16 protein-coding genes and 9 pseudogenes are annotated in these 21,595 nt (G+C 34.9%); 18 read left to right on the plus strand and 7 right to left on the minus strand.

What is annotated here, in order from left to right; genetic code table 11:
• Positions 1-26 precede the first annotated feature (26 nt).
• The 4 genes from rlmD to EGX96_RS08700 all read left to right on the plus strand — a co-directional run bounded on the left by rlmD (position 27) and on the right by EGX96_RS08700 (position 3,405).
• Complete coding sequence (gene rlmD / locus EGX96_RS08685) at positions 27-1,382, plus strand: 23S rRNA (uracil(1939)-C(5))-methyltransferase RlmD (protein ID WP_000902654.1); 1,356 nt, start codon at positions 27-29, stop codon at positions 1,380-1,382.
• Between the two features lie 83 nt (positions 1,383-1,465).
• Complete coding sequence (locus EGX96_RS08690; RefSeq protein WP_338322624.1) at positions 1,466-1,711, plus strand: helical hairpin domain-containing protein; 246 nt, start codon at positions 1,466-1,468, stop codon at positions 1,709-1,711.
• Positions 1,712-1,828: 117 nt separating this feature from the next.
• A complete protein-coding gene (gene aphA, locus EGX96_RS08695) occupies positions 1,829-2,566 on the plus strand; it encodes an acid phosphatase AphA (protein ID WP_000757296.1) in 738 nt (245 codons plus the stop codon).
• 320 nt (positions 2,567-2,886) lie between these two features.
• Positions 2,887-3,405 (plus strand): ClbS/DfsB family four-helix bundle protein, encoded by a 519-nt coding sequence (locus tag EGX96_RS08700; protein WP_001267084.1) that lies wholly within the window; start codon positions 2,887-2,889, stop codon positions 3,403-3,405.
• A 128-nt stretch (positions 3,406-3,533) separates the two neighbouring features.
• Here EGX96_RS08700 and EGX96_RS11230 read toward each other — a convergent pair whose 3' ends face one another.
• Together EGX96_RS11230 and EGX96_RS11235 are read right to left on the minus strand one after the other, a co-directional pair.
• Positions 3,534-3,722, minus strand: a complete 189-nt coding sequence (locus EGX96_RS11230) for a TetR-like C-terminal domain-containing protein (protein WP_001875973.1) — start codon at positions 3,720-3,722, stop codon at positions 3,534-3,536.
• 28 nt (positions 3,723-3,750) lie between these two features.
• Positions 3,751-4,059 (minus strand): TetR/AcrR family transcriptional regulator, encoded by a 309-nt coding sequence (locus EGX96_RS11235; RefSeq protein WP_001876114.1) that lies wholly within the window; start codon positions 4,057-4,059, stop codon positions 3,751-3,753.
• Positions 4,060-4,241: 182 nt separating this feature from the next.
• Between EGX96_RS11235 and EGX96_RS11330 the strand changes: the two are divergent.
• A pseudogene (locus EGX96_RS11330) lies at positions 4,242-4,358 on the plus strand (YSIRK-type signal peptide-containing protein); the annotation flags it as partial.
• A 332-nt stretch (positions 4,359-4,690) separates the two neighbouring features.
• Here EGX96_RS11330 and EGX96_RS08715 read toward each other — a convergent pair.
• A protein-coding gene (locus EGX96_RS08715; RefSeq protein ID WP_088187511.1) for an IS3-like element ISSag5 family transposase occupies positions 4,691-5,835 on the minus strand; the annotation gives its coding sequence in 2 pieces (ribosomal slippage) (positions 4,691-5,601 and positions 5,601-5,835; 1,146 coding nt in all).
• 81 nt (positions 5,836-5,916) lie between these two features.
• Here EGX96_RS08715 and EGX96_RS11140 point away from each other — a divergent pair.
• Both EGX96_RS11140 and mobC read left to right on the plus strand, forming a co-directional pair.
• A pseudogene (locus EGX96_RS11140) lies at positions 5,917-6,105 on the plus strand (SAG1252 family conjugative relaxosome accessory protein); the annotation flags it as partial.
• A gap of 9 nt (positions 6,106-6,114) precedes the next feature.
• A pseudogene (mobC, locus tag EGX96_RS08720) lies at positions 6,115-6,343 on the plus strand (plasmid mobilization relaxosome protein MobC); the annotation flags it as partial.
• 1 nt (position 6,344) lies between these two features.
• Here the strand turns inward: mobC and EGX96_RS08725 are convergent.
• Together EGX96_RS08725 and EGX96_RS08730 are read right to left on the minus strand one after the other, a co-directional pair.
• Positions 6,345-6,839 (minus strand): annotated as a pseudogene (locus EGX96_RS08725) (Hsp33 family molecular chaperone HslO); the annotation flags it as partial.
• A 193-nt stretch (positions 6,840-7,032) separates the two neighbouring features.
• Positions 7,033-8,241 (minus strand): YSIRK-targeted surface antigen transcriptional regulator, encoded by a 1,209-nt coding sequence (locus EGX96_RS08730; RefSeq protein WP_000255855.1) that lies wholly within the window; start codon positions 8,239-8,241, stop codon positions 7,033-7,035.
• A 380-nt stretch (positions 8,242-8,621) separates the two neighbouring features.
• Here EGX96_RS08730 and EGX96_RS08735 point away from each other — a divergent pair.
• The 6 genes and pseudogenes from EGX96_RS08735 to EGX96_RS08760 all read left to right on the plus strand — a co-directional run.
• A pseudogene (locus EGX96_RS08735) lies at positions 8,622-10,287 on the plus strand (SpaH/EbpB family LPXTG-anchored major pilin).
• A gap of 88 nt (positions 10,288-10,375) precedes the next feature.
• Positions 10,376-11,299, plus strand: coding sequence for an MSCRAMM family protein (locus tag EGX96_RS08740; RefSeq protein ID WP_000815035.1), 924 nt, complete (start codon positions 10,376-10,378; stop codon positions 11,297-11,299).
• A 1-nt stretch (position 11,300) separates the two neighbouring features.
• Positions 11,301-12,218: a class C sortase SrtC1 gene (gene srtC1 / locus EGX96_RS08745; RefSeq protein ID WP_000529911.1), complete on the plus strand. Its 918-nt coding sequence runs from the start codon at positions 11,301-11,303 to the stop codon at positions 12,216-12,218.
• On the plus strand, positions 12,175-13,026 hold the full coding sequence (gene srtC2, locus EGX96_RS08750) for a class C sortase SrtC2 (protein ID WP_000746885.1): 852 nt from the start codon (positions 12,175-12,177) through the stop codon (positions 13,024-13,026). Before srtC1 ends, srtC2 begins: the two co-directional genes overlap by 44 nt.
• Positions 13,027-13,107: 81 nt before the next feature.
• Positions 13,108-15,780 carry a SpaA isopeptide-forming pilin-related protein gene (locus tag EGX96_RS08755; protein ID WP_001868236.1) on the plus strand — a complete coding sequence of 891 codons (2,673 nt, stop codon included), beginning with the start codon at positions 13,108-13,110 and terminating at the stop codon, positions 15,778-15,780.
• A gap of 47 nt (positions 15,781-15,827) precedes the next feature.
• A pseudogene (locus EGX96_RS08760) lies at positions 15,828-16,423 on the plus strand (class C sortase); the annotation flags it as partial.
• 33 nt (positions 16,424-16,456) lie between these two features.
• Here EGX96_RS08760 and EGX96_RS11240 read toward each other — a convergent pair.
• A pseudogene (locus EGX96_RS11240) lies at positions 16,457-16,802 on the minus strand (transposase); the annotation flags it as partial.
• 70 nt (positions 16,803-16,872) lie between these two features.
• On the opposite strand from EGX96_RS11240, the gene EGX96_RS08765 reads away from it, so the two are divergent.
• From EGX96_RS08765 to EGX96_RS08780, 3 genes and pseudogenes are all read left to right on the plus strand, one after another.
• Positions 16,873-17,478, plus strand: a complete 606-nt coding sequence (locus EGX96_RS08765) for a prealbumin-like fold domain-containing protein (protein ID WP_000090279.1) — start codon at positions 16,873-16,875, stop codon at positions 17,476-17,478.
• Between the two features lie 237 nt (positions 17,479-17,715).
• A pseudogene (locus EGX96_RS11245) lies at positions 17,716-18,088 on the plus strand (phage tail tip lysozyme); the annotation flags it as partial.
• 433 nt (positions 18,089-18,521) lie between these two features.
• Positions 18,522-18,752, plus strand: a complete 231-nt coding sequence (locus tag EGX96_RS08780; protein WP_001865548.1) for a hypothetical protein — start codon at positions 18,522-18,524, stop codon at positions 18,750-18,752.
• A gap of 1,080 nt (positions 18,753-19,832) precedes the next feature.
• Here EGX96_RS08780 and EGX96_RS11250 read toward each other — a convergent pair.
• Positions 19,833-20,147, minus strand: a pseudogene (locus EGX96_RS11250) (transposase); the annotation flags it as partial.
• Between EGX96_RS11250 and EGX96_RS08800 the strand changes: the two are divergent.
• Positions 20,097-20,366, plus strand: coding sequence for a hypothetical protein (locus EGX96_RS08800; protein ID WP_000254085.1), 270 nt, complete (start codon positions 20,097-20,099; stop codon positions 20,364-20,366). The pseudogene EGX96_RS11250 and the gene EGX96_RS08800 overlap by 51 nt on opposite strands.
• 60 nt (positions 20,367-20,426) lie before the next feature.
• Positions 20,427-21,578: a serine hydrolase domain-containing protein gene (locus tag EGX96_RS08805; RefSeq protein ID WP_000251794.1), complete on the plus strand. Its 1,152-nt coding sequence runs from the start codon at positions 20,427-20,429 to the stop codon at positions 21,576-21,578.
• Positions 21,579-21,595 lie beyond the last annotated feature (17 nt).

The raw sequence follows: 21,595 nt of genomic DNA on the forward strand, positions 1-21,595 counted from the left end.
CAAATGATAGATATAAAAGGAAAATTATGTTACATAAAAATGATATTATTGAAACTGAAATTAGCGACATTAGCCATGAGGGAATGGGTATTGCCAAAGTAGATGGCTTTGTTTTCTTTGTTGAAAATGCTCTTCCAGGTGAGATTATTAAGATGCGCGTCTTGAAATTACGTAAGCGTATAGGATATGGAAAAGTTGAGGAATATTTAACGACTTCTCCTCACCGAAATGAAGGATTAGACTATACCTATTTACGTACAGGGATTGCTGATTTGGGACATCTTACTTATGAACAACAGCTGTTATTTAAACAAAAACAAGTAGCTGATAACCTTTATAAAATTGCTCATATATCTGATGTTTTAGTAGAACCTACTCTTGGTATGACAATCCCTTTGGCATATCGAAATAAAGCTCAGGTACCAGTTCGTCGTGTTGATGGACAGCTAGAGACAGGTTTTTTCAGAAAAAATTCACATACTCTGGTATCCATTGAAGATTATTTAATTCAGGAAAAAGAGATTGATGCTCTGATTAATTTTACACGAGATTTATTAAGAAAATTTGATGTTAAACCATATGACGAAGAGCAGCAATCTGGTTTAATTAGAAATCTCGTTGTTCGTCGAGGACATTATACAGGGCAATTAATGTTGGTTTTGGTGACAACACGTCCTAAAATATTCCGCATTGACCAAATGATTGAAAAGTTGGTGTCTGCCTTTCCTTCTGTTGTTTCAATTATGCAAAATATTAATGATCGTAATAGCAACGTTATTTTTGGGAAAGAATTTCGTACTCTATATGGTTCTGATACTATTGAGGACCAAATGTTAGGAAATACTTACGCTATATCAGCCCAATCTTTTTACCAAGTTAATACTGAAATGGCTGAAAAACTGTACCAAAAAGCAATCGATTTTTCAGATTTAAACTCAGAGGATATCGTTATTGATGCCTATTCAGGTATAGGAACAATTGGCTTATCTGTTGCTAAACAAGTAAAACATGTTTATGGTGTTGAAGTTGTTGAAAAAGCAGTAAGTGATGCCAAAGAAAATGCTACTCGAAATGGGATAACTAACAGTACCTATGTTGCTGATTCGGCTGAAAATGCAATGGCAAAGTGGCTTAAAGAAGGTATAAAACCAACTGTTATAATGGTTGATCCACCACGAAAAGGATTAACGGAGAGTTTTGTATATTCTGCTGCCCAAACAAAAGCAGATAAAATCACTTATATTTCTTGTAATTCAGCGACAATGGCGCGTGATATCAAACTATTTGAAGAATTAGGGTATCATTTAGTAAAAATTCAACCAGTAGACTTATTCCCAATGACACATCATGTGGAGTGTGTGGCTCTGCTCGTAAAAGCCTAGAAACTTTTTAACGAAAGGAATATTAAAAAGCCTTAGATAATCGACTGACCTATTACCAAAAAATCGAAGGGGCTCTACTTGCCATTGCACAAACACCAGGAAATAGTTTGCCAACTATGCAGCTGTTAGATGAGTTAGTTCTTCCAAAAGACATTACCATAGCAGATGTCAGTCAAAGTATCCAAGAATTTGAAATAGAAAGAGATGCCCTTCAAGAATTTTTTGACGATATGCTGAAGACTTATACAACCTACCAAGAAATGAAAGATTATATTAAATCTCGTGAAGCGAACACTCCTAAGCAAGAGACAGAAGAAAAATCACTTTGAAGACTGTAGACTTAACATAAGTAAAAAATAACCATATATGATATCGCTTTCATTCTTATGTTTTTTGTGATAAACTAATTAAAGAAATAATTTTTATACTTTATTATGGAGGTTCTTATGAAGAAAGTGTTAGTGAGTAGTCTTTTGGTTTTAGGGATTACGATAACGTTACAAACAGTAGTTGAGGCTAAGGGGCCAAAAGTAGCTTATACACAAGAGGGAATGACTGCTCTTTCGGACACAAATAAAGATAAAGTCACTACTATTTCTATTGACGAGATTCAAAAAAGCTTAGAAGGTAAGAAGCCGATTACTGTTAGTTTTGATATTGATGATACACTGCTTTTCAGTAGTCAATATTTTCAATATGGTAAAGAATATGTAACTCCTGGATCGTTTGATTTTCTTCATAAACAAAAATTCTGGGATCTTGTTGCAAAACGAGGAGATCAAGATTCCATTCCCAAAGAATATGCTAAAAAATTAATTGCTATGCATCAAAAACGAGGAGATAAAATTGTTTTTATAACAGGTAGGACAAGAGGGTCAATGTATAAGGAGGGCGAGGTTGATAAAACAGCTAAAGCCTTAGCTAAAGATTTTAAATTAGACAAACCAATTGCTGTAAATTATACAGGCGATAAACCTAAAAAGCCATACAAATATGATAAATCATATTATATTAAGAAATATGGTTCAGACATTCATTATGGAGATAGTGATGACGATATTCATGCAGCTAGGGAGGCCGGTGCTAGACCAATTAGAATTTTAAGAGCACCTAATTCTACAAATCTACCTTTACCAGAAGCTGGAGGCTACGGTGAAGAGGTTCTCGAAAATTCAGCTTACTAGTATCTTTATTAGTTAACATAGTATTATCTATCAATTTTTAGATTTGTAATAAGAAGTGCTAAAAAAGTAGCAAATCAATGATATGCTAATAAGGGAAGTTGGAGTAGTTTAGATTGATTATTAATGACTGATCTTCTCCCCTCTCGGTAACAAGAAGTTTTTCTAACAAATGCCTGTCTAAAAAAATTGAATCATAATTTTTTAATAACTCTTTTGGCGTGAACAAGGAATTTGTAATCAGTCATCTAATTCTATAATACAATACTTTGGGGTTGTTTCCGTATCATTATTAATAATATGTATCAGAAAGGAGATGTTTTTTGAGAGTTTATGAAAATAAAGAAGAGTTGAAAAAAGAAATAAGTAAAACATTTGAGAAATACATTATGGAATTTAATAATATTCCAGAGAATCTAAAAGATAAAAGAATTGATGAAGTTGATAGAACTCCAGCAGCCAACCTTTCTTATCAGGTTGGCTGGACCAACTTGGTTCTTAAATGGGAAGAAGATGAAAGAAAGGGACTTCAAGTAAAAACACCATCGGATAAATTTAAATGGAATCAACTTGGTGAATTATATCAGTGGTTCACAGATACCTACGCTCATTTATCTCTGCAAGAGTTGAAAGCAAAATTAAATGAAAATATTAATTCTATCTATGCAATGATTGATTTGTTGAGTGAGGAAGAATTATTTGAAGCGCATATGAGAAAGTGGGCTGATGAAGCGACTAAAACAGCGACTTGGGAAGTGTATAAGTTTATTCATGTAAATACGGTTGCACCTTTTGGAACTTTCAGAACTAAAATCAGAAAATGGAAGAAGATAGTATTATAAATTATATTTTTAACTTTAAAAAATTTCATAAAAATGGTTACCAAAGGCGATAGAAGAAAAAACTATCGTCTTTTTCTTTATAAAGTATTAGATGAGGAAAAGAAATATTATTTTTTCTAATACAAATATTAAATTCTCACGACAGATGTAATATATCTTGCTATTTCTTCAGGCTCTTCAGTAAAGTCATGATCTATCCAATTTAAAATAATACTTTCAATTGTTGAGATATAAATACCAAGAGCGAAAGAATATGGAACTTGATATGCTGTTTCCAGTTGTTTTTGTAAGTCTGGTATATCGGAATGTGTAATCATCTCTTTGATATAGTTTTTAATTATGTTGTCAATATTCGGAAAAAACAAAGGATTTAATAATTTCTTTATTTATATACATATAGCTAAGCATCTCCTTTAAGACCACTTCTTCATATAATAAATCATTATTTAAAATTTTTGTGATATCATCAAAGATTATTAAAATAGACTCCCTAAGGAAGTCTTCTTTTGAATTGTAATGATTATAGAAAGATCTTCTACTAAGTCGAGCTTTTTTTGCTAAATCGCTAACTTTAATTTGCTCAAAGCTCCTCATCTTTAACAATTCTGAGAAAGCTTTTAAAAATTTTAAATTAGTGTTATCTGAACTTACCAATATACTATCACCTTTATATAAAATCTTAAAGTTATAAATCTTATCGAATGTGATTATACAATACAAATTCAAATAATAGTTCACATTTATCGAGATAATGTAAAACAGTAAAACTTTAAAAAAAGTAAAAATAGATAACTTTATTGGTTAATCTATTTTTACTTTTGAAAAGGAGAGAAGTTATGCTTAGGAAGTATAAGCAAAGAAATTATAATGTCGCACATACGAAACAGCGTTTTTCGATTAAGAAATTCAAATTTGGTGTAGCATCGGTATTAATTGGATTGACATTTCTAGGAATGAGTAGTCATTCTGTTTTGGCGGATGAGTCAAGCATTATGAGTACTGAGGTACCACAAACAGCTGGTGTAAAACCGGAAGTTACTGTTACACAGCCTACTTCAGATGTAACAAGTCTTGCGACAGATACGTCAACTTCAGCAGTGTTATCAACAGATGCATCTCATTCTAATCCTACAGAATCAGCGGAGCATGCTGTAGGATTAGAATGAGATGCAGCGGTTCCAGTGACACACGAAAAAGAAGCAAATAAAACATTGCGAGTTACTTCTTCTTCCACATCTGAATTCACAGAGTGGACTAATGTCAAATAAGTAGACAGAAAACCGTGTTATTTTATTGCGTTAAAATAATTTTCTTCTTTCTGATTAGGGGTTAGTCCTAGATTAGCCGTATGTGGGATGTAATTGTTATAAAAATTCTCAATGTATTCAAAGCAGTCTAATTGAACCTGTTTGATATTTTGATAATGTTTTCGGTTGATTTGTCTATGCTTTAAATACTTGAAAAATGCTTCAGTTACGGCATTATCATAAGGATATCCAGGTTTAGAAAAAGAATGCATGATATTGTTGTCATCAATTATTTTTCTAAATTCCCTGGCCTTAAATTGTGACCCTTGGTCGGAATGAAAGAGAAGTGTTCCTTCAATCTTTCTTTTATTAAGAGCTAATTCTAGAGTGTTACATGCTAACTTTGCATCCATACGGTGACTCAATTTCCAAGCAATACATTTTCTAGAATAGAGATCAAGTATTGCGCAGAGATAGACATATTTCTTATATCCAATAGAAATATAGGTGAAGTCAGTAGACCATACTTGATTAGGTTTGTCAGGATAAAATTTCTGGTTGAGTAAGTTTTGAGGATACGTTTTTTGAGTCTTTTTAAGAGCTGTTTTTGGCTTAACGGTAGCCATTTTAGGGAGCGCCATATTCTTCATCAGATGGTAAATTCTTCCTTCAGAGATTTTTGTGTCGTAGTCTCTTTGAAGAATGACTTTGATAGACTTCACACCAAGTCTTTTGTTTGCTTTGGTATAAATCTCAAGTATTTGTTTTTTATAAATTTGATTATCCAATTCTCTTTTTGAGGGCTTATGTTTTAGAAATTTATAGTAAGTGGAGCGATTGACACGTAAAACACGACACAAGGTTGTTGTGGCGTGTTCAAAGCGTAACCGATAGACAGCGAGGAGTCTTACTTTAAGTTTTGCATGAATATGGCACTTGCTTTTTTTAGGATAAGGTTCTCCTCTTCAAGCTGCGCATTACGTTTTTGTAACTCTTGTATTTGCTTGGCAGTAAGTACAGAATTATCTTCGAGTTTGAATTGAGAGTACTGTTTGATCCATTTTGCAAGCGCAGAAGTGGATACCCTATAGTCTTTACAGAGTTCAGACTGAGTTTTTCCAGTTTGATAAAGGTTAACAAGAGATTGTTTGAATTCTTCATCATAGCGTTTAAATGTTGACATAGGTTGTCCTTTCGTTTTTGTGTCTTTTAAAACAGATTGTAACACACAAAGTTTTGTCTACTTTTATAGTATACATCCACCCTTTGGCAATACCAAAAGTTTGAGCAGATTAGTTGAGATGTGCAGGAAGTTTTGATTATTGCAAGAGAGAATCATCAAGTGACTCATGAACACGTGTCAATCTTATTGACCTGCGTTCAAGAATTGATTGTGGAAGTCAATCAAACACAGCCACTCAGTCGTGAGTTTCGTGAAAAGTATATGGGTTAGGAGGCTGCAATTGTTTATCGTTATCGTACCAATCTCAAAAAAGTCTTTCTAACAGATTCAGAATTGAATCAATTAAATGAGCGGATTGCTAAGAGCAATTGTCAAAATTTCTCAGTCTATGCTAGAAGAGTTCTTCTTAATCCCAATATGTCATTTGTCACGATTAACACGGATTGGAAATAACATCAATCAAATTGCGCGTGCTATCAACCAAAGCCATCTAATTTCTCAGGCTCAGTATCACTTTCATCGAGAAGCACGTTAAGCCCAACAGCAGGGGGGTTGCTCTGATTCGGTTAAGTAATAAGCAAAATCCTCACCAATTTTCCCAGTAATAAGAGGCGTTGTTGAGGTATAGGGATTACCTGTGCCATAGTCGATGATGGTCACAAAATGACCATTCCCCATAAAAGGGCCAACCAAAACTTCACCTGTGACCGTTTTTTGATGTCAACACCAGTATTTTGGATGTACCCCTTAACATGCCCTTTGGTATCTGCAACAGAGATAATATGACCAAAGGAAGAATCACCGATGACTTTAACCGTAATCTTGCTATCGCCTTTTTGATTAGCCGCTAATATTTGATTAGCAATCAGGGTGCGACCAAGAGCAACTGTTGAAGACGACAAGGTATGATGTTTTTCCTGAGCCAATTTAACAGTCTCGGTGCTATCGAGGACATAAGACCTGAAGGCACCAGAGGCAGAAATTGATTTAATAATTTTATCCATAACCTATGTTATAGCACAAAGAGAGAGTTTGTATGGACTGGATTAGCTGAAAATTTTAGACTAAAAAGTAGTGCCAGTGGATTTTGAAAGGTAACAAAAGAGTCTTCCGTTTAAACGAGAAGGCTCTTTTTAGTCGTTTCAGATGAAGGCAAAAGGACGATGAAATAATTCCGTACCTTCATGGATTGCTATGTTACTGGCATGAGGTCTCACGATATTTAGTAAGATATTCGTTTGAAGATATTCCCACGTATTTTTTAAAGGTTTTAAGAAAATGTGTGGTGTCGTAAAAATGTAATAATTTCGCTACTTCCTCAATCGGTACCCCTCTTTGCAGTAGTAATTGTCCCTCCTTAATTTTTGCCTTTAGAATATAACTTTGCAAGGAAATGTCAGAGTATTTTTTAAAAACTGAGCGTAAGTGGGAATCTGAGATATATAGGTAGTTGGCAATATCAGATACTTTGAGTTTGGAGTAGAGGTGGTTGTCCACATAATGGAGAATACTATTGTACATTTGCTGCTTGTCAGAGATGCTCTTATTGGTTAAGGATTCTGAAAAATCAATAAGAGCTGCACAGCGAATTCTTGAAACATCAATAAGATCAGGAGCCTCTTCGTTTAAAGCCATATAGTGCTTTACCAGCGCATAACTTTTAGCCACATCAGTATTTTCCTCGAAACTTAATTCTAGTAATTTTGTTAAGTAAACAACAGTTAAGTTCTTTTCAGCTCTTAGGGCAGGGATTGAAGATGAGGTAACACTGGATGATGGGAGGCGATTAATTTCTTGCTTTAACAGTTGAGTGTTACCCAGCTTAACGAGATCAATAATGTGATTGAGATGGTTTAAAACAGTGGGTAACTGAAAAGAGTTTTTCTTAGTATGTTTTAGGTGAAGAACAATATCAGGATCCGCAACAATCTGTTCTGACTCTTCTAATAAATGATTGATGACTTGTTGGCAACTAGCCTCAAACTGTGTTTGGAAAAAGGCATCGATAGACACAAGAAGACTACGTATACTGGTAGTAGGAAAACAAGGGACAAGCTTTATATAGGATAAGATTTCTTTTTTACTACGATGAGAAAATTGTTCTAGAAAGCGACTGGATAACTGTTCTTGCCTATTGATATCAGGGCTATAGGGATAAAATGGTCCAATAGCAATAAGATATTGACAGACAGGAAAAATTAAGAATGATTCTTCAAAAAGACCCTCATAAACAGTGATATCTTGGTTATAAGGGATAGCTAAATGTTTTAAAAACTGATAGTAAGGCAACAGATAGTCTTCGTTACCATATAACTGAACGAGTTCCTTGTCTCGTGACATGACTGAAATAGGTAGTTGAGATATGGTATGCAATGTTTGAACATGTTTAAAATCGAATGTAACCATTTGATAGACCGCCTTCATTATCATTTCTAGAATTTTTCTTTAGGTTTGTAAAGACTACAAAATAAAATGATGAAAACAACTATCTTGTGGATACACTAAAAAGACACGCTAATTAGCAAACTCTCTCTTCATCATCTCTCACCATTATTATACTACTATTTATATGACAAATAAAGGTGATTTTGTTAAAATATAACTTTGAAAATCCACATATATTTTTAATCTTCCGTCTGAAAAAATAAATAAAAATAGTAAAAATAAACACGAATTTAAAATAAGCAAATTTTTTAAGAAAATCTGTGCTAAACTTTAATAGTTTTGTGCTTAATAATAATCAGCACTTACAAAGAACAAAGGGAAAAGCGAGGAGAGAACTTTTAATGAAATTATCGAAGAAGTTATTGTTTTCGGCTGCTGTTTTAACAATGGTGGCGGGGTCAACTGTTGAACCAGTAGCTCAGTTTGCGACTGGAATGAGTATTGTAAGAGCTGCAGAAGTGTCACAAGAACGCCCAGCGAAAACAACAGTAAATATCTATAAATTACAAGCTGATAGTTATAAATCGGAAATTACTTCTAATGGTGGTATCGAGAATAAAGACGGCGAAGTAATATCTAACTATGCTAAACTTGGTGACAATGTAAAAGGTTTGCAAGGTGTACAGTTTAAACGTTATAAAGTCAAGACGGATATTTCTGTTGATGAATTGAAAAAATTGACAACAGTTGAAGCAGCAGATGCAAAAGTTGGAACGATTCTTGAAGAAGGTGTCAGTCTACCTCAAAAAACTAATGCTCAAGGTTTGGTCGTCGATGCTCTGGATTCAAAAAGTAATGTGAGATACTTGTATGTAGAAGATTTAAAGAATTCACCTTCAAACATTACCAAAGCTTATGCTGTACCGTTTGTGTTGGAATTACCAGTTGCTAACTCTACAGGTACAGGTTTCCTTTCTGAAATTAATATTTACCCTAAAAACGTTGTAACTGATGAACCAAAAACAGATAAAGATGTTAAAAAATTAGGTCAGGACGATGCAGGTTATACGATTGGTGAAGAATTCAAATGGTTCTTGAAATCTACAATCCCTGCCAATTTAGGTGACTATGAAAAATTTGAAATTACTGATAAATTTGCAGATGGCTTGACTTATAAATCTGTTGGAAAAATCAAGATTGGTTCGAAAACACTGAATAGAGATGAGCACTACACTATTGATGAACCAACAGTTGATAACCAAAATACATTAAAAATTACGTTTAAACCAGAGAAATTTAAAGAAATTGCTGAGCTACTTAAAGGAATGACCCTTGTTAAAAATCAAGATGCTCTTGATAAAGCTACTGCAAATACAGATGATGCGGCATTTTTGGAAATTCCAGTTGCATCAACTATTAATGAAAAAGCAGTTTTAGGAAAAGCAATTGAAAATACTTTTGAACTTCAATATGACCATACCTCCTGATAAAGCTGACAATCCAAAACCATCTAATCCTCCAAGAAAACCAGAAGTTCATACTGGTGGGAAACGATTTGTAAAGAAAGACTCAACAGAAACACAAACACTAGGTGGTGCTGAGTTTGATTTGTTGGCTTCTGATGGGACAGCAGTAAAATGGACAGATGCTCTTATTAAAGCGAATACTAATAAAAACTATATTGCTGGAGAAGCTGTTACTGGGCAACCAATCAAATTGAAATCACATACAGACGGTACGTTTGAGATTAAAGGTTTGGCTTATGCAGTTGATGCGAATGCAGAGGGTACAGCAGTAACTTACAAATTAAAAGAAACAAAAGCACCAGAAGGTTATGTAATCCCTGATAAAGAAATCGAGTTTACAGTATCACAAACATCTTATAATACAAAACCAACTGACATCACGGTTGATAGTGCTGATGCAACACCTGATACAATTAAAAACAACAAACGTCCTTCAATCCCTAATACTGGTGGTATTGGTACGGCTATCTTTGTCGCTATCGGTGCTGCGGTGATGGCTTTTGCTGTTAAGGGGATGAAGCGTCGTACAAAAGATAACTAAATAAAAGGCTACTTCTTAAGTAACCATGTTTAAGAAAAGAGAAATAGCCTTATTTCTCTTTTTGTCGTTTTTAAAATAAAGGAACATCATGAAACAAACATTAAAACTTATGTTTTCTTTTCTGTTGATGTTAGGGACTATGTTTGGAATTAGCCAAACTGTTTTAGCGCAAGAAACTCATCAGTTGACGATTGTTCATCTTGAAGCAAGGGATATTGATCGTCCAAATCCACAGTTGGAGATTGCCCCTAAAGAAGGGACTCCAATTGAAGGAGTACTCTATCAGTTGTACCAATTAAAATCAACTGAAGATGGCGATTTGTTGGCACATTGGAATTCCCTAACTATCACAGAATTGAAAAAACAGGCGCAGCAGGTTTTTGAAGCCACTACTAATCAACAAGGAAAGGCTACATTTAACCAACTACCAGATGGAATTTATTATGGTCTGGCGGTTAAAGCCGGTGAAAAAAATCGTAATGTCTCAGCTTTCTTGGTTGACTTGTCTGAGGATAAAGTGATTTATCCTAAAATCATCTGGTCCACAGGTGAGTTGGACTTGCTTAAAGTTGGTGTGGATGGTGATACCAAAAAACCACTAGCAGGCGTTGTCTTTGAACTTTATGAAAAGAATGGTAGGACTCCTATTCGTGTGAAAAATGGGGTGCATTCTCAAGATATTGACGCTGCAAAACATTTAGAAACAGATTCATCAGGGCATATCAGAATTTCCGGGCTCATCCATGGGGACTATGTCTTAAAAGAAATCGAGACACAGTCAGGATATCAGATCGGACAGGCAGAGACTGCTGTGACTATTGAAAAATCAAAAACAGTAACAGTAACGATTGAAAATAAAAAAGTTCCGACACCTAAAGTGCCATCTCGAGGAGGTCTTATTCCCAAAACAGGTGAGCAACAGGCAATGGCACTTGTAATTATTGGTGGTATTTTAATTGCTTTAGCCTTACGATTACTATCAAAACATCGGAAACATCAAAATAAGGATTAGCATGGGACAAAAATCAAAAATATCTCTAGCTACGAATATTCGTATATGGATTTTTCGTTTAATTTTCTTAGCGGGTTTCCTTGTTTTGGCATTTCTCATCGTTAGTCAGGTCATGTACTTTCAAGCCTCTCACGCCAATATTAATGCTTTTAAAGAAGCTGTTACCAAGATTGACCGGGTGGAGATTAATCGGCGTTTAGAACTTGCTTATGCTTATAACGCCAGTATAGCAGGTGCCAAAACTAATGGCGAATATCCAGCGCTTAAAGACCCCTACTCTGCTGAACAAAAGCAGGCAGGGGTCGTTGAGTACGCCCGCATGCTTGAAGTCAAAGAACAAATAGGTCATGTGATTATTCCAAGAATTAATCAGGATATCCCTATTTACGCTGGCTCTGCTGAAGAAAATCTTCAGAGGGGCGTTGGACATTTAGAGGGGACCAGTCTTCCAGTCGGTGGTGAGTCAACTCATGCCGTTCTAACTGCCCATCGAGGGCTACCAACGGCCAAGCTATTTACCAATTTAGACAAGGTAACAGTAGGTGACCGTTTTTACATTGAACACATCGGCGGAAAGATTGCTTATCAGGTAGACCAAATCAAAGTTATCGCCCCTGATCAGTTAGAGGATTTGTACGTGATTCAAGGAGAAGATCACGTCACCCTATTAACTTGCACACCTTATATGATAAATAGTCATCGCCTCCTCGTTCGAGGCAAGCGAATTCCTTATGTGGAAAAAACAGTGCAGAAAGATTCAAAGACCTTCAGGCAACAACAATACCTAACCTATGCTATGTGGGTAGTCGTTGGACTTATCTTGCTGTCGCTTCTCATTTGGTTTAAAAAGACGAAACAGAAAAAGCGGAGAAAGAATGAAAAAGCGGCTAGTCAAAATAGTCACAATAATTCGAAATAATAAAATCAGAACCCTCATTTTTGTGATGGGAAGTCTGATTCTCTTATTTCCGATTGTGAGCCAGGTAAGTTACTACCTTGCTTCGCATCAAAATATTAATCAATTTAAGCGGGAAGTCGCTAAGATTGATACTAATACGGTTGAACGACGCATCGCTTTAGCTAATGCTTACAATGAGACGTTATCAAGGAATCCCTTGCTTATAGACCCTTTTACCAGTAAGCAAAAAGAAGGTTTGAGAGAGTATGCTCGTATGCTTGAAGTTCATGAGCAAATAGGTCATGTGGCAATCCCAAGTATTGGGGTTGATATTCCAATTTATGCTGGAACATCCGAAACTGTGCTTCAGAAAGGTAGTGGGCATTTGGAGGGAACCAGTCTTCCAGTGGGAGGTTTGTCAACCCATTCAGTACTAACTGCCCACCGTGGCTTGCCAACAGCTAGGCTATTTACCGACTTAAATAAAGTTAAAAAAGGCCAGATTTTCTATGTGACGAACATCAAGGAAACACTTGCCTACAAAGTCGTGTCTATCAAAGTTGTGGATCCAACAGCTTTAAGTGAGGTTAAGATTGTCAATGGTAAGGATTATATAACCTTGCTGACTTGCACACCTTACATGATCAATAGTCATCGTCTCTTGGTAAAAGGAGAGCGTATTCCTTATGATTCTACCGAGGCGGAAAAGCACAAAGAACAAACCGTACAAGATTATCGTTTGTCACTAGTGTTGAAGATACTACTAGTATTATTAATTGGACTCTTCATCGTGATAATGATGAGAAGATGGATGCAACATCGTCAATAACGATGTTGTGAATGGCTTACTTACTTATCAAATAGGTGACTAATGATGATTGTGAATAATGGTTATCTAGAAGGGAGAAAAATGAAAAAGAGACAAAAAATATGGAGAGGGTTATCAGTTACTTTACTAATCCTGTCCCAAATTCCATTTGGTATATTGGTACAAGGTGAAACCCAAGATACCAATCAAGCACTTGGAAAAGTAATTGTTAAAAAAACGGGAGACAATGCTACACCATTAGGCAAAGCGACTTTTGTGTTAAAAAATGACAATGATAAGTCAGAAACAAGTCACGAAACGGTAGAGGGTTCTGGAGAAGCAACCTTTGAAAACATAAAACCTGGAGACTACACATTAAGAGAAGAAACAGCACCAATTGGTTATAAAAAAACTGATAAAACCTGGAAAGTTAAAGTTGCAGATAACGGAGCAACAATAATCGAGGGTATGGATGCAGATAAAGCAGAGAAACGAAAAGAAGTTTTGAATGCCCAATATCCAAAATCAGCTATTTATGAGGATACAAAAGAAAATTACCCATTAGTTAATGTAGAGGGTTCCAAAGTTGGTGAACAATACAAAGCATTGAATCCAATAAATGGAAAAGATGGTCGAAGAGAGATTGCTGAAGGTTGGTTATCAAAAAAAATTACAGGGGTCAATGATCTCGATAAGAATAAATATAAAATTGAATTAACTGTTGAGGGTAAAACCACTGTTGAAACGAAAGAACTTAATCAACCACTAGATGTCGTTGTGCTATTAGATAATTCAAATAGTATGAATAATGAAAGAGCCAATAATTCTCAAAGAGCATTAAAAGCTGGGGAAGCAGTTGAAAAGCTGATTGATAAAATTACATCAAATAAAGACAATAGAGTAGCTCTTGTGACATATGCCTCAACCATTTTTGATGGTACTGAAGCGACCGTATCAAAGGGAGTTGCCGATCAAAATGGTAAAGCGCTGAATGATAGTGTATCATGGGATTATCATAAAACTACTTTTACAGCAACTACACATAATTACAGTTATTTAAATTTAACAAATGATGCTAACGAAGTTAATATTCTAAAGTCAAGAATTCCAAAGGAAGCGGAGCATATAAATGGGGATCGCACGCTCTATCAATTTGGTGCGACATTTACTCAAAAAGCTCTAATGAAAGCAAATGAAATTTTAGAGACACAAAGTTCTAATGCTAGAAAAAAACTTATTTTTCACGTAACTGATGGTGTCCCTACGATGTCTTATGCCATAAATTTTAATCCTTATATATCAACATCTTACCAAAACCAGTTTAATTCTTTTTTAAATAAAATACCAGATAGAAGTGGTATTCTCCAAGAGGATTTTATAATCAATGGTGATGATTATCAAATAGTAAAAGGAGATGGAGAGAGTTTTAAACTGTTTTCGGATAGAAAAGTTCCTGTTACTGGAGGAACGACACAAGCAGCTTATCGAGTACCGCAAAATCAACTCTCTGTAATGAGTAATGAGGGATATGCAATTAATAGTGGATATATTTATCTCTATTGGAGAGATTACAACTGGGTCTATCCATTTGATCCTAAGACAAAGAAAGTTTCTGCAACGAAACAAATCAAAACTCATGGTGAGCCAACAACATTATACTTTAATGGAAATATAAGACCTAAAGGTTATGACATTTTTACTGTTGGGATTGGTGTAAACGGAGATCCTGGTGCAACTCCTCTTGAAGCTGAGAAATTTATGCAATCAATATCAAGTAAAACAGAAAATTATACTAATGTTGATGATACAAATAAAATTTATGATGAGCTAAATAAATACTTTAAAACAATTGTTGAGGAAAAACATTCTATTGTTGATGGAAATGTGACTGATCCTATGGGAGAGATGATTGAATTCCAATTAAAAAATGGTCAAAGTTTTACACATGATGATTACGTTTTGGTTGGAAATGATGGCAGTCAATTAAAAAATGGTGTGGCTCTTGGTGGACCAAACAGTGATGGGGGAATTTTAAAAGATGTTACAGTGACTTATGATAAGACATCTCAAACCATCAAAATCAATCATTTGAACTTAGGAAGTGGACAAAAAGTAGTTCTTACCTATGATGTACGTTTAAAAGATAACTATATAAGTAACAAATTTTACAATACAAATAATCGTACAACGCTAAGTCCGAAGAGTGAAAAAGAACCAAATACTATTCGTGATTTCCCAATTCCCAAAATTCGTGATGTTCGTGAGTTTCCGGTACTAACCATCAGTAATCAGAAGAAAATGGGTGAGGTTGAATTTATTAAAGTTAATAAAGACAAACATTCAGAATCGCTTTTGGGAGCTAAGTTTCAACTTCAGATAGAAAAAGATTTTTCTGGGTATAAGCAATTTGTTCCAGAGGGAAGTGATGTTACAACAAAGAATGATGGTAAAATTTATTTTAAAGCACTTCAAGATGGTAACTATAAATTATATGAAATTTCAAGTCCAGATGGCTATATAGAGGTTAAAACGAAACCTGTTGTGACATTTACAATTCAAAATGGAGAAGTTACGAACCTGAAAGCAGATCCAAATGCTAATAAAAATCAAATCGGGTATCTTGAAGGAAATGGTAAACATCTTATTACCAACACTCCCAAACGCCCACCAGGTGTTTTTCCTAAAACAGGGGGAATTGGTACAATTGTCTATATATTAGTTGGTTCTACTTTTATGATACTTACCATTTGTTCTTTCCGTCGTAAACAATTGTAAGGTGTCGTTGAAATTATTAAATAATAGAAAATGACTAGTTTTGGCCTTTCCCTATTGTCAGTCAGATTAGTTATTATCAAGCTTCTCATGCCAATATTAATGCCTTTAAAAGAACAGTTACAACCATTGACCGTACGGAGATTCAACGACGGTTAGGTCTGGCTAAAGCCTACAATGCTAGTATTTCTGGAACAAGTAGTCAGTCGACTCAATCTGTGCTGAGAGATTCTTATTCTGAGGAGCAAAAAAGGCAGGGTGGACTGAATACGCTAGGATGTTAGAAGTCAGAGAGCAGGTTGACCATGTGATGATTCCAAAAATCAATCAGGATTTACCAATCTACGCTGGTTCAGAAGAGGACAATCTGCAACGGGGAGTTGGTCATCTAGAAGGGATAAGTTTGCCGATTGGAGGGGCTTCTACACATGCGGTCTTGAGCGGTCAAAGAGGTATGCCAGCTGCTCGGTTGTTTGCGGATTTGGATAAGATGAAAAAAGGTGATTATTTTTATGTTACCAATCTGAAAGAAACCTTGGCTTATCAAGTGGATCGTATCATGGTGATTGAACCTAGCCAATTGGATGCCGTGAGCATTGAAGAGGATAAAGATTATGTTACCCTTCTGACCTGTACACCTTATATGGGCTCTTTGTCAACTGTAATGGGTGACTTATCATTAACAACGAGAGAGAATCAGCTTGGTTCTCTCTCTTTTTGGATGTTCAAAGCGATGAGAATTTTGCTTTTAAAATTTTTAAAGTTGCGAAAGCCAAAGGCTTGTCGCTTGATGTCTTTGATAAGCTTGTTGGTCGCTTCTAATTTGGCATTGGAAAGGGATAGCTGAGGGCGTTTGTGATGTAAGTTTTGTACTTCATGAAGGTCCTAAAGACCATTTTAAAAGCAGAATTGCCAGTTGTTACGTTATCATCTATGAAGCTAAAGAATTCAGTTGTTCGCTTTTCTTAGAAATGAAAGAGTATGAGCTGATAAAGGTCGTTATAATAGCGGAGCTCATCTGAGAAAACTTTTATACCTCAAAGTCAGTCTAGCTTTGATATCATGAAGCCATTAGGAGTTATTCCTTATCTTTTAGTGGCGCGCGATCCATATAGTGATAGATCGAGATATTTAGATCCAAAAGTTCTATCATCCTCTTTTGGCGCCTTTTTTCCAGCAGATAATATTAAGGTAGCTTGGTCTAACAACTCCAGCACTTTATTTACACCACCTATTAATGCAAACTACACCACTCAGATTCAAGCTATTGGGACAACGATTAAGTCACAAATTCCGGAATCGATTTTGACGGTTACGGATAAAAAGAGCAGGAAGTTCAGCATTAACAAGATTGACGAAGCTAAAGAAGGCTTAGTAGGTGCGACCTTCACCTTGTCTAAACGCACAACAGTAGCGGCAGATCATCAAGTACAAGGAGATTTCATTCCTGTCAGCAAAGAGACGACAGTCGGTCGGACAACCCTTACCTTTGACAACCTTAAACCTGGATTTTATGACCTTAAAGAAACGAAAGCGCCGAATGCTTACGTACTTGATCCTAAGACTTATGTTGTGGTCGTTCAAAATTCAGGAAAAACGACAATTGTGGATGAAGCTAACTTCAAAGAGGCTGATTACCCAATGGCTGATAATACCAGCCATGTGGAGTGCGTAGCGTTGCTACAACGAAGCAAAGGGTAAAAATCCTTTATTTTAAGCACTTTTTCAAGCATTTTGTCTTTATTGAAAAGAGTGATTTTAACATAAAAAAGGTATTAAAAAACATATTGACGTGACCGTTTGTTTTGAAGTGGCTTGCGTAGACAAAAAAATAGATACGTCAGATAAATTTCTGGCATTACGAGAACATTTTTAGAGTGTTCTCTTTTTTTAGTTTACGGAGGAAAAATATATATGGAAAAACAGGATTCACGAGTTCTCATCCATTGGGAGGGGAATTCTGGGGACAAGCTCATTGAACACCAAACCAGCGCAACGGGGTGGTACTACCAAGTCGATCGTAGCTTTAGTCAACCAAAAGGGGAACCGCCCAGAATGATCCAAAGGCACTAGAAAGTGTCCGTAATGATTCGATTTCGGGCGGTGATGATGTCATGGGTTATGCTTATAGCAAATGTACTTGGGGAGTTGCGGCACGAATTAATCAGTGGGACTGAAACTCAAAGGTTGAAATGGTGAGAAGATTACCATTACCAGTTCAATGGGAAATGGTCAGGATTGGGTTGGAACAGCCGAAAGACTAGATGGTGAAACTGATACAGTTCCAAAAGAAGGTACTATTCTCTCTTTTTAGGAAAGTAGTTATGGTTCGTATATAGGCTACGGAACTATATCTTTCGTCACATTACATCTACAGATAGTACCATGAATTTTGCTTATATGACCAAGTAAAGTGAGGATATACTAACAAATGAAATATTTATTATCGTATTTGTCCATTTTATCGAAAAGTTTGCATATTATCATTATGTTTGATAAGATGCAAATATAATGATAGTAGGAGCTAAATATGGATATTTAAAAAATCAAGAGTATCCTAAGTGCTTTCCATTTTGAAATTCAAATATAGCTAATAGTTCTAGAACTTCTAATTGTTTTTCGTCGACGATATGAATTTTCAATCTTAACTGTTAGGATTCCACCTCCCTTTGGTTAAAGAAAAAAGGTCAGGTCGTTTAGATAACTTTGTCAAACAAGCTCAAGCTATCTAAAAATAGTTTGAAATGGGCATTACTCTAGTTTTTAATAAGCTATCTGATGAGCAGAAGGAGAAGTTAATGCATGTTGGGAAGTCTTATTTTGACTATCAAGAAAATGCTCTTATCCCACAATTAGGTTTTCTATATTCTAAATTAACTAAAAAAATTGAACTTGATAATCGGTTGTCTCCGACTGAACAAAAGTTATTGATTACCTTATTATTACATACTAAAGGTTTAATCATTGATATGTAAGAAGTAAGTCAGCTAACCGATCTTTCTATTCTAAAACTTATATTGTTGCTTTAGAAATTTTAAAGAGCGTGGATGGCTTCATAATAAACAGAAATCTTACCAATTTGCGAAGCCAAAAAATATGATATTTGAAGAGTCCAAAGATCTAATAGATAGTCCAGTTAGAGAAGCGTTGATTATAAGTGATAAGGATTTTCAAAAATTAAAACAAGAGCTATTATTTTAACCGACTTATTTTAAAGACTTATCATATCTAGGCTTGCTTGATGATTCGGAAAAATACGGAGACTATACTATTTCAAGGAAAAGATACAAAAGTTTCGAATCAAGTCTTCAACTATACATCCTTCAAAGTCATCGGCTAGAGATTTGGAATTATGAACCAATCCCTTTGATTACTAGAAAAATAAATAGCTTGGAGAGGCTAACGTGACACTGGTTGATCCAATCTCGCTTTATTTAACACTAAGAATGATGAAGACCCTCGTATTGAAGAAGAAGTTGAGCAGCTAGAAGATAAGATTTTGAGAATATAATCGTTTTTTCGTGCTACACTAACTTGTCAGGGTTGCAACAGACAAAAAAATAATTTAGGAGGGATTCGTTATGCGTACAAAGTATATAGGATATGAAATTGTTTTAAGGGGTGGTTATTAATATGGATAAGAAAAAGGTTGTTTCAACTATCGTATCTACAGGGTTTCTTATAGTTTCAATATCAAATTTTTTTAGAGAGCTATCACCTATACTTTTTCTCTTGAATATTATTGGATTTTTCTGCTTCCTATTATTATTTTCTGCCAACATAAATAAATTGTTCTTAAAACGATAGCCGTTATATAGGATATGGTATGTATGCATTTGGTGAAATTATAGGTAAAACGAATGGAATAGTACTTACTCCTCAAAGCTATCGTGAGAGGTATAAAAGGATATCGAGGAGTCACTAGATAGTTGGATCTCATTGAAAAAATTTGTTTAAAGTATCTCATATAAGCATAAAACGAGGAATCAATCAAAATTTCTTGATTGATTCCTTGTTTTTTGGCTCTTTGTCAACTGTAGTGGGTTGATGAAAAATTATATTCTGGAGAAAACCAAATTGGTTTTCTCCTTTTTGATATTCAAAGTGATATGAATTCTCTTTTTAAAATATTCAAAGTTTCTAAAGCTAAATGTTTGTGCTTGATGATTTTGATGAGATTATTGGTTGCTCAAGTTTGGTGTTTGAATAAGGCGATTCAAGGACATTGATAACCTTATCTCTGTCTTTAAAAAATGTCCTAAAAACAGTTTAAAAGATTGGAGTGACACTAGAGAAAGTGTTTTAAACAGGGTAAAGAAATGGTGAGCTTGCTTCTCTTGAAAGTAAAGCAGGAGGAGTTGATAGAGTTTCATAATGTTTTTTATAGAGAAGCGATATCTTCTTATCTTGAAACAGAAAATTTTGAGAAGGCTAAAGTGACTGAAGAGAATTACCAAGTTTTTTTAGGAATCCGTACTTATCAGAAGAGTTATAACTATCAAGATCATAGTGAGAATCTAAAAGGAAATATTGAGGTAGCAATGATAGGAGTTGAAAATAATATTAGCGACGAACATATTTTTTGCTAGAATATATAAAATGTCTTTGAAATAATTTAGCCCTGTGTTATGATATTAAGGAGGTTATTTATGGTACGTAAATTTTTAAAATCGCTCCTATCTCTCTTTCTTATAGCAGTAATCGCCACCGGTATTTCAGTGGCATGTTTCTTTTTTATTCCAGAAAATAAAGGGAATATTACACCGATTTTATTGCATCGCTTTATGCGAAAAAATAATGTTAATGGAATGATGATTGTTAGCGATAATACTGGTAAACCGATTACCATCTCGCATGGGATTAACCGTGGGGAAGTTGAAACGGATATTGAAAATAATAAATTATTTCCAATGGCTTCTCTCCAAAAACTCATGACAGGAATTATTATCCAAAGATTAATTGATCAAGATGTCTTGAGTGAAGACGACCGATTGTCTCAGTTCTTTCCCCAAGTAAAAGGTAGTAATAGTATTACCATCCACCAATTGTTGACCCATACGAGTGGGTTAAGAGAAAAAGGTGTTAAGGTGTCTCCTTATCTAAAAAATGAGAGAGAACAATTACAATTTTGCTTAAAACACTATAACTTTGTTAATAAGAAATCGTGGTATTATTCTAATATCAACTTTAGTTTCCTAACAGGTATAGCCACTCAAGTTACGGGAAGGACCTACGCTGAACTTGTTGATGATGTGATAAAAAATCCTTTGCGATTAGATGATACCCAAAGTTACCAATCAGTTGTTAATCATGACTTAGTTAGCCCAATGCGAAAGAACGGCAAGTTAAATAAAATTAATATCTTTAATCAAGTATCCACAGCATATGGAGCTGGAGATTTTTTCACAACTCCGCTGAACTTTTGGGTGTTGATGCGGTCTTTTTCTAAAGGGTACTTTTTCCCAACGGATGAATATACCAAACATCAAAATGATGCGATATCACATTATTATGGTGGGCTTTACATGCATGGTCGTATAGTTAATTCTAATGGGACCTTTTTCCAGTATTCAAGTTTTGGTTATGCAGATCTAAAGACGCATGATACAATGGTGCTTTTTATGAATAACAAAGTCTATAGTGATGCTAGTCACGTGGCACCAAAAGCATTTGAATATTATCAAAAATTTATGTTCCTTAATAAGATTTTCCACTTAGTCTTTTACTTTGTATTTTCTTTCTTTTTAATGCTTTTAATACGTCATTCGTTTAGGAAAAGAAGGTATAAGAAACGTCTCTAAATCACATGAATAAAAAA

Origin of the sequence: Streptococcus sp. FDAARGOS_520, from assembly GCF_003812685.1 — a bacterium.
GTDB classification, from domain to species: Bacteria; Bacillota; Bacilli; order Lactobacillales; family Streptococcaceae; genus Streptococcus; species Streptococcus agalactiae.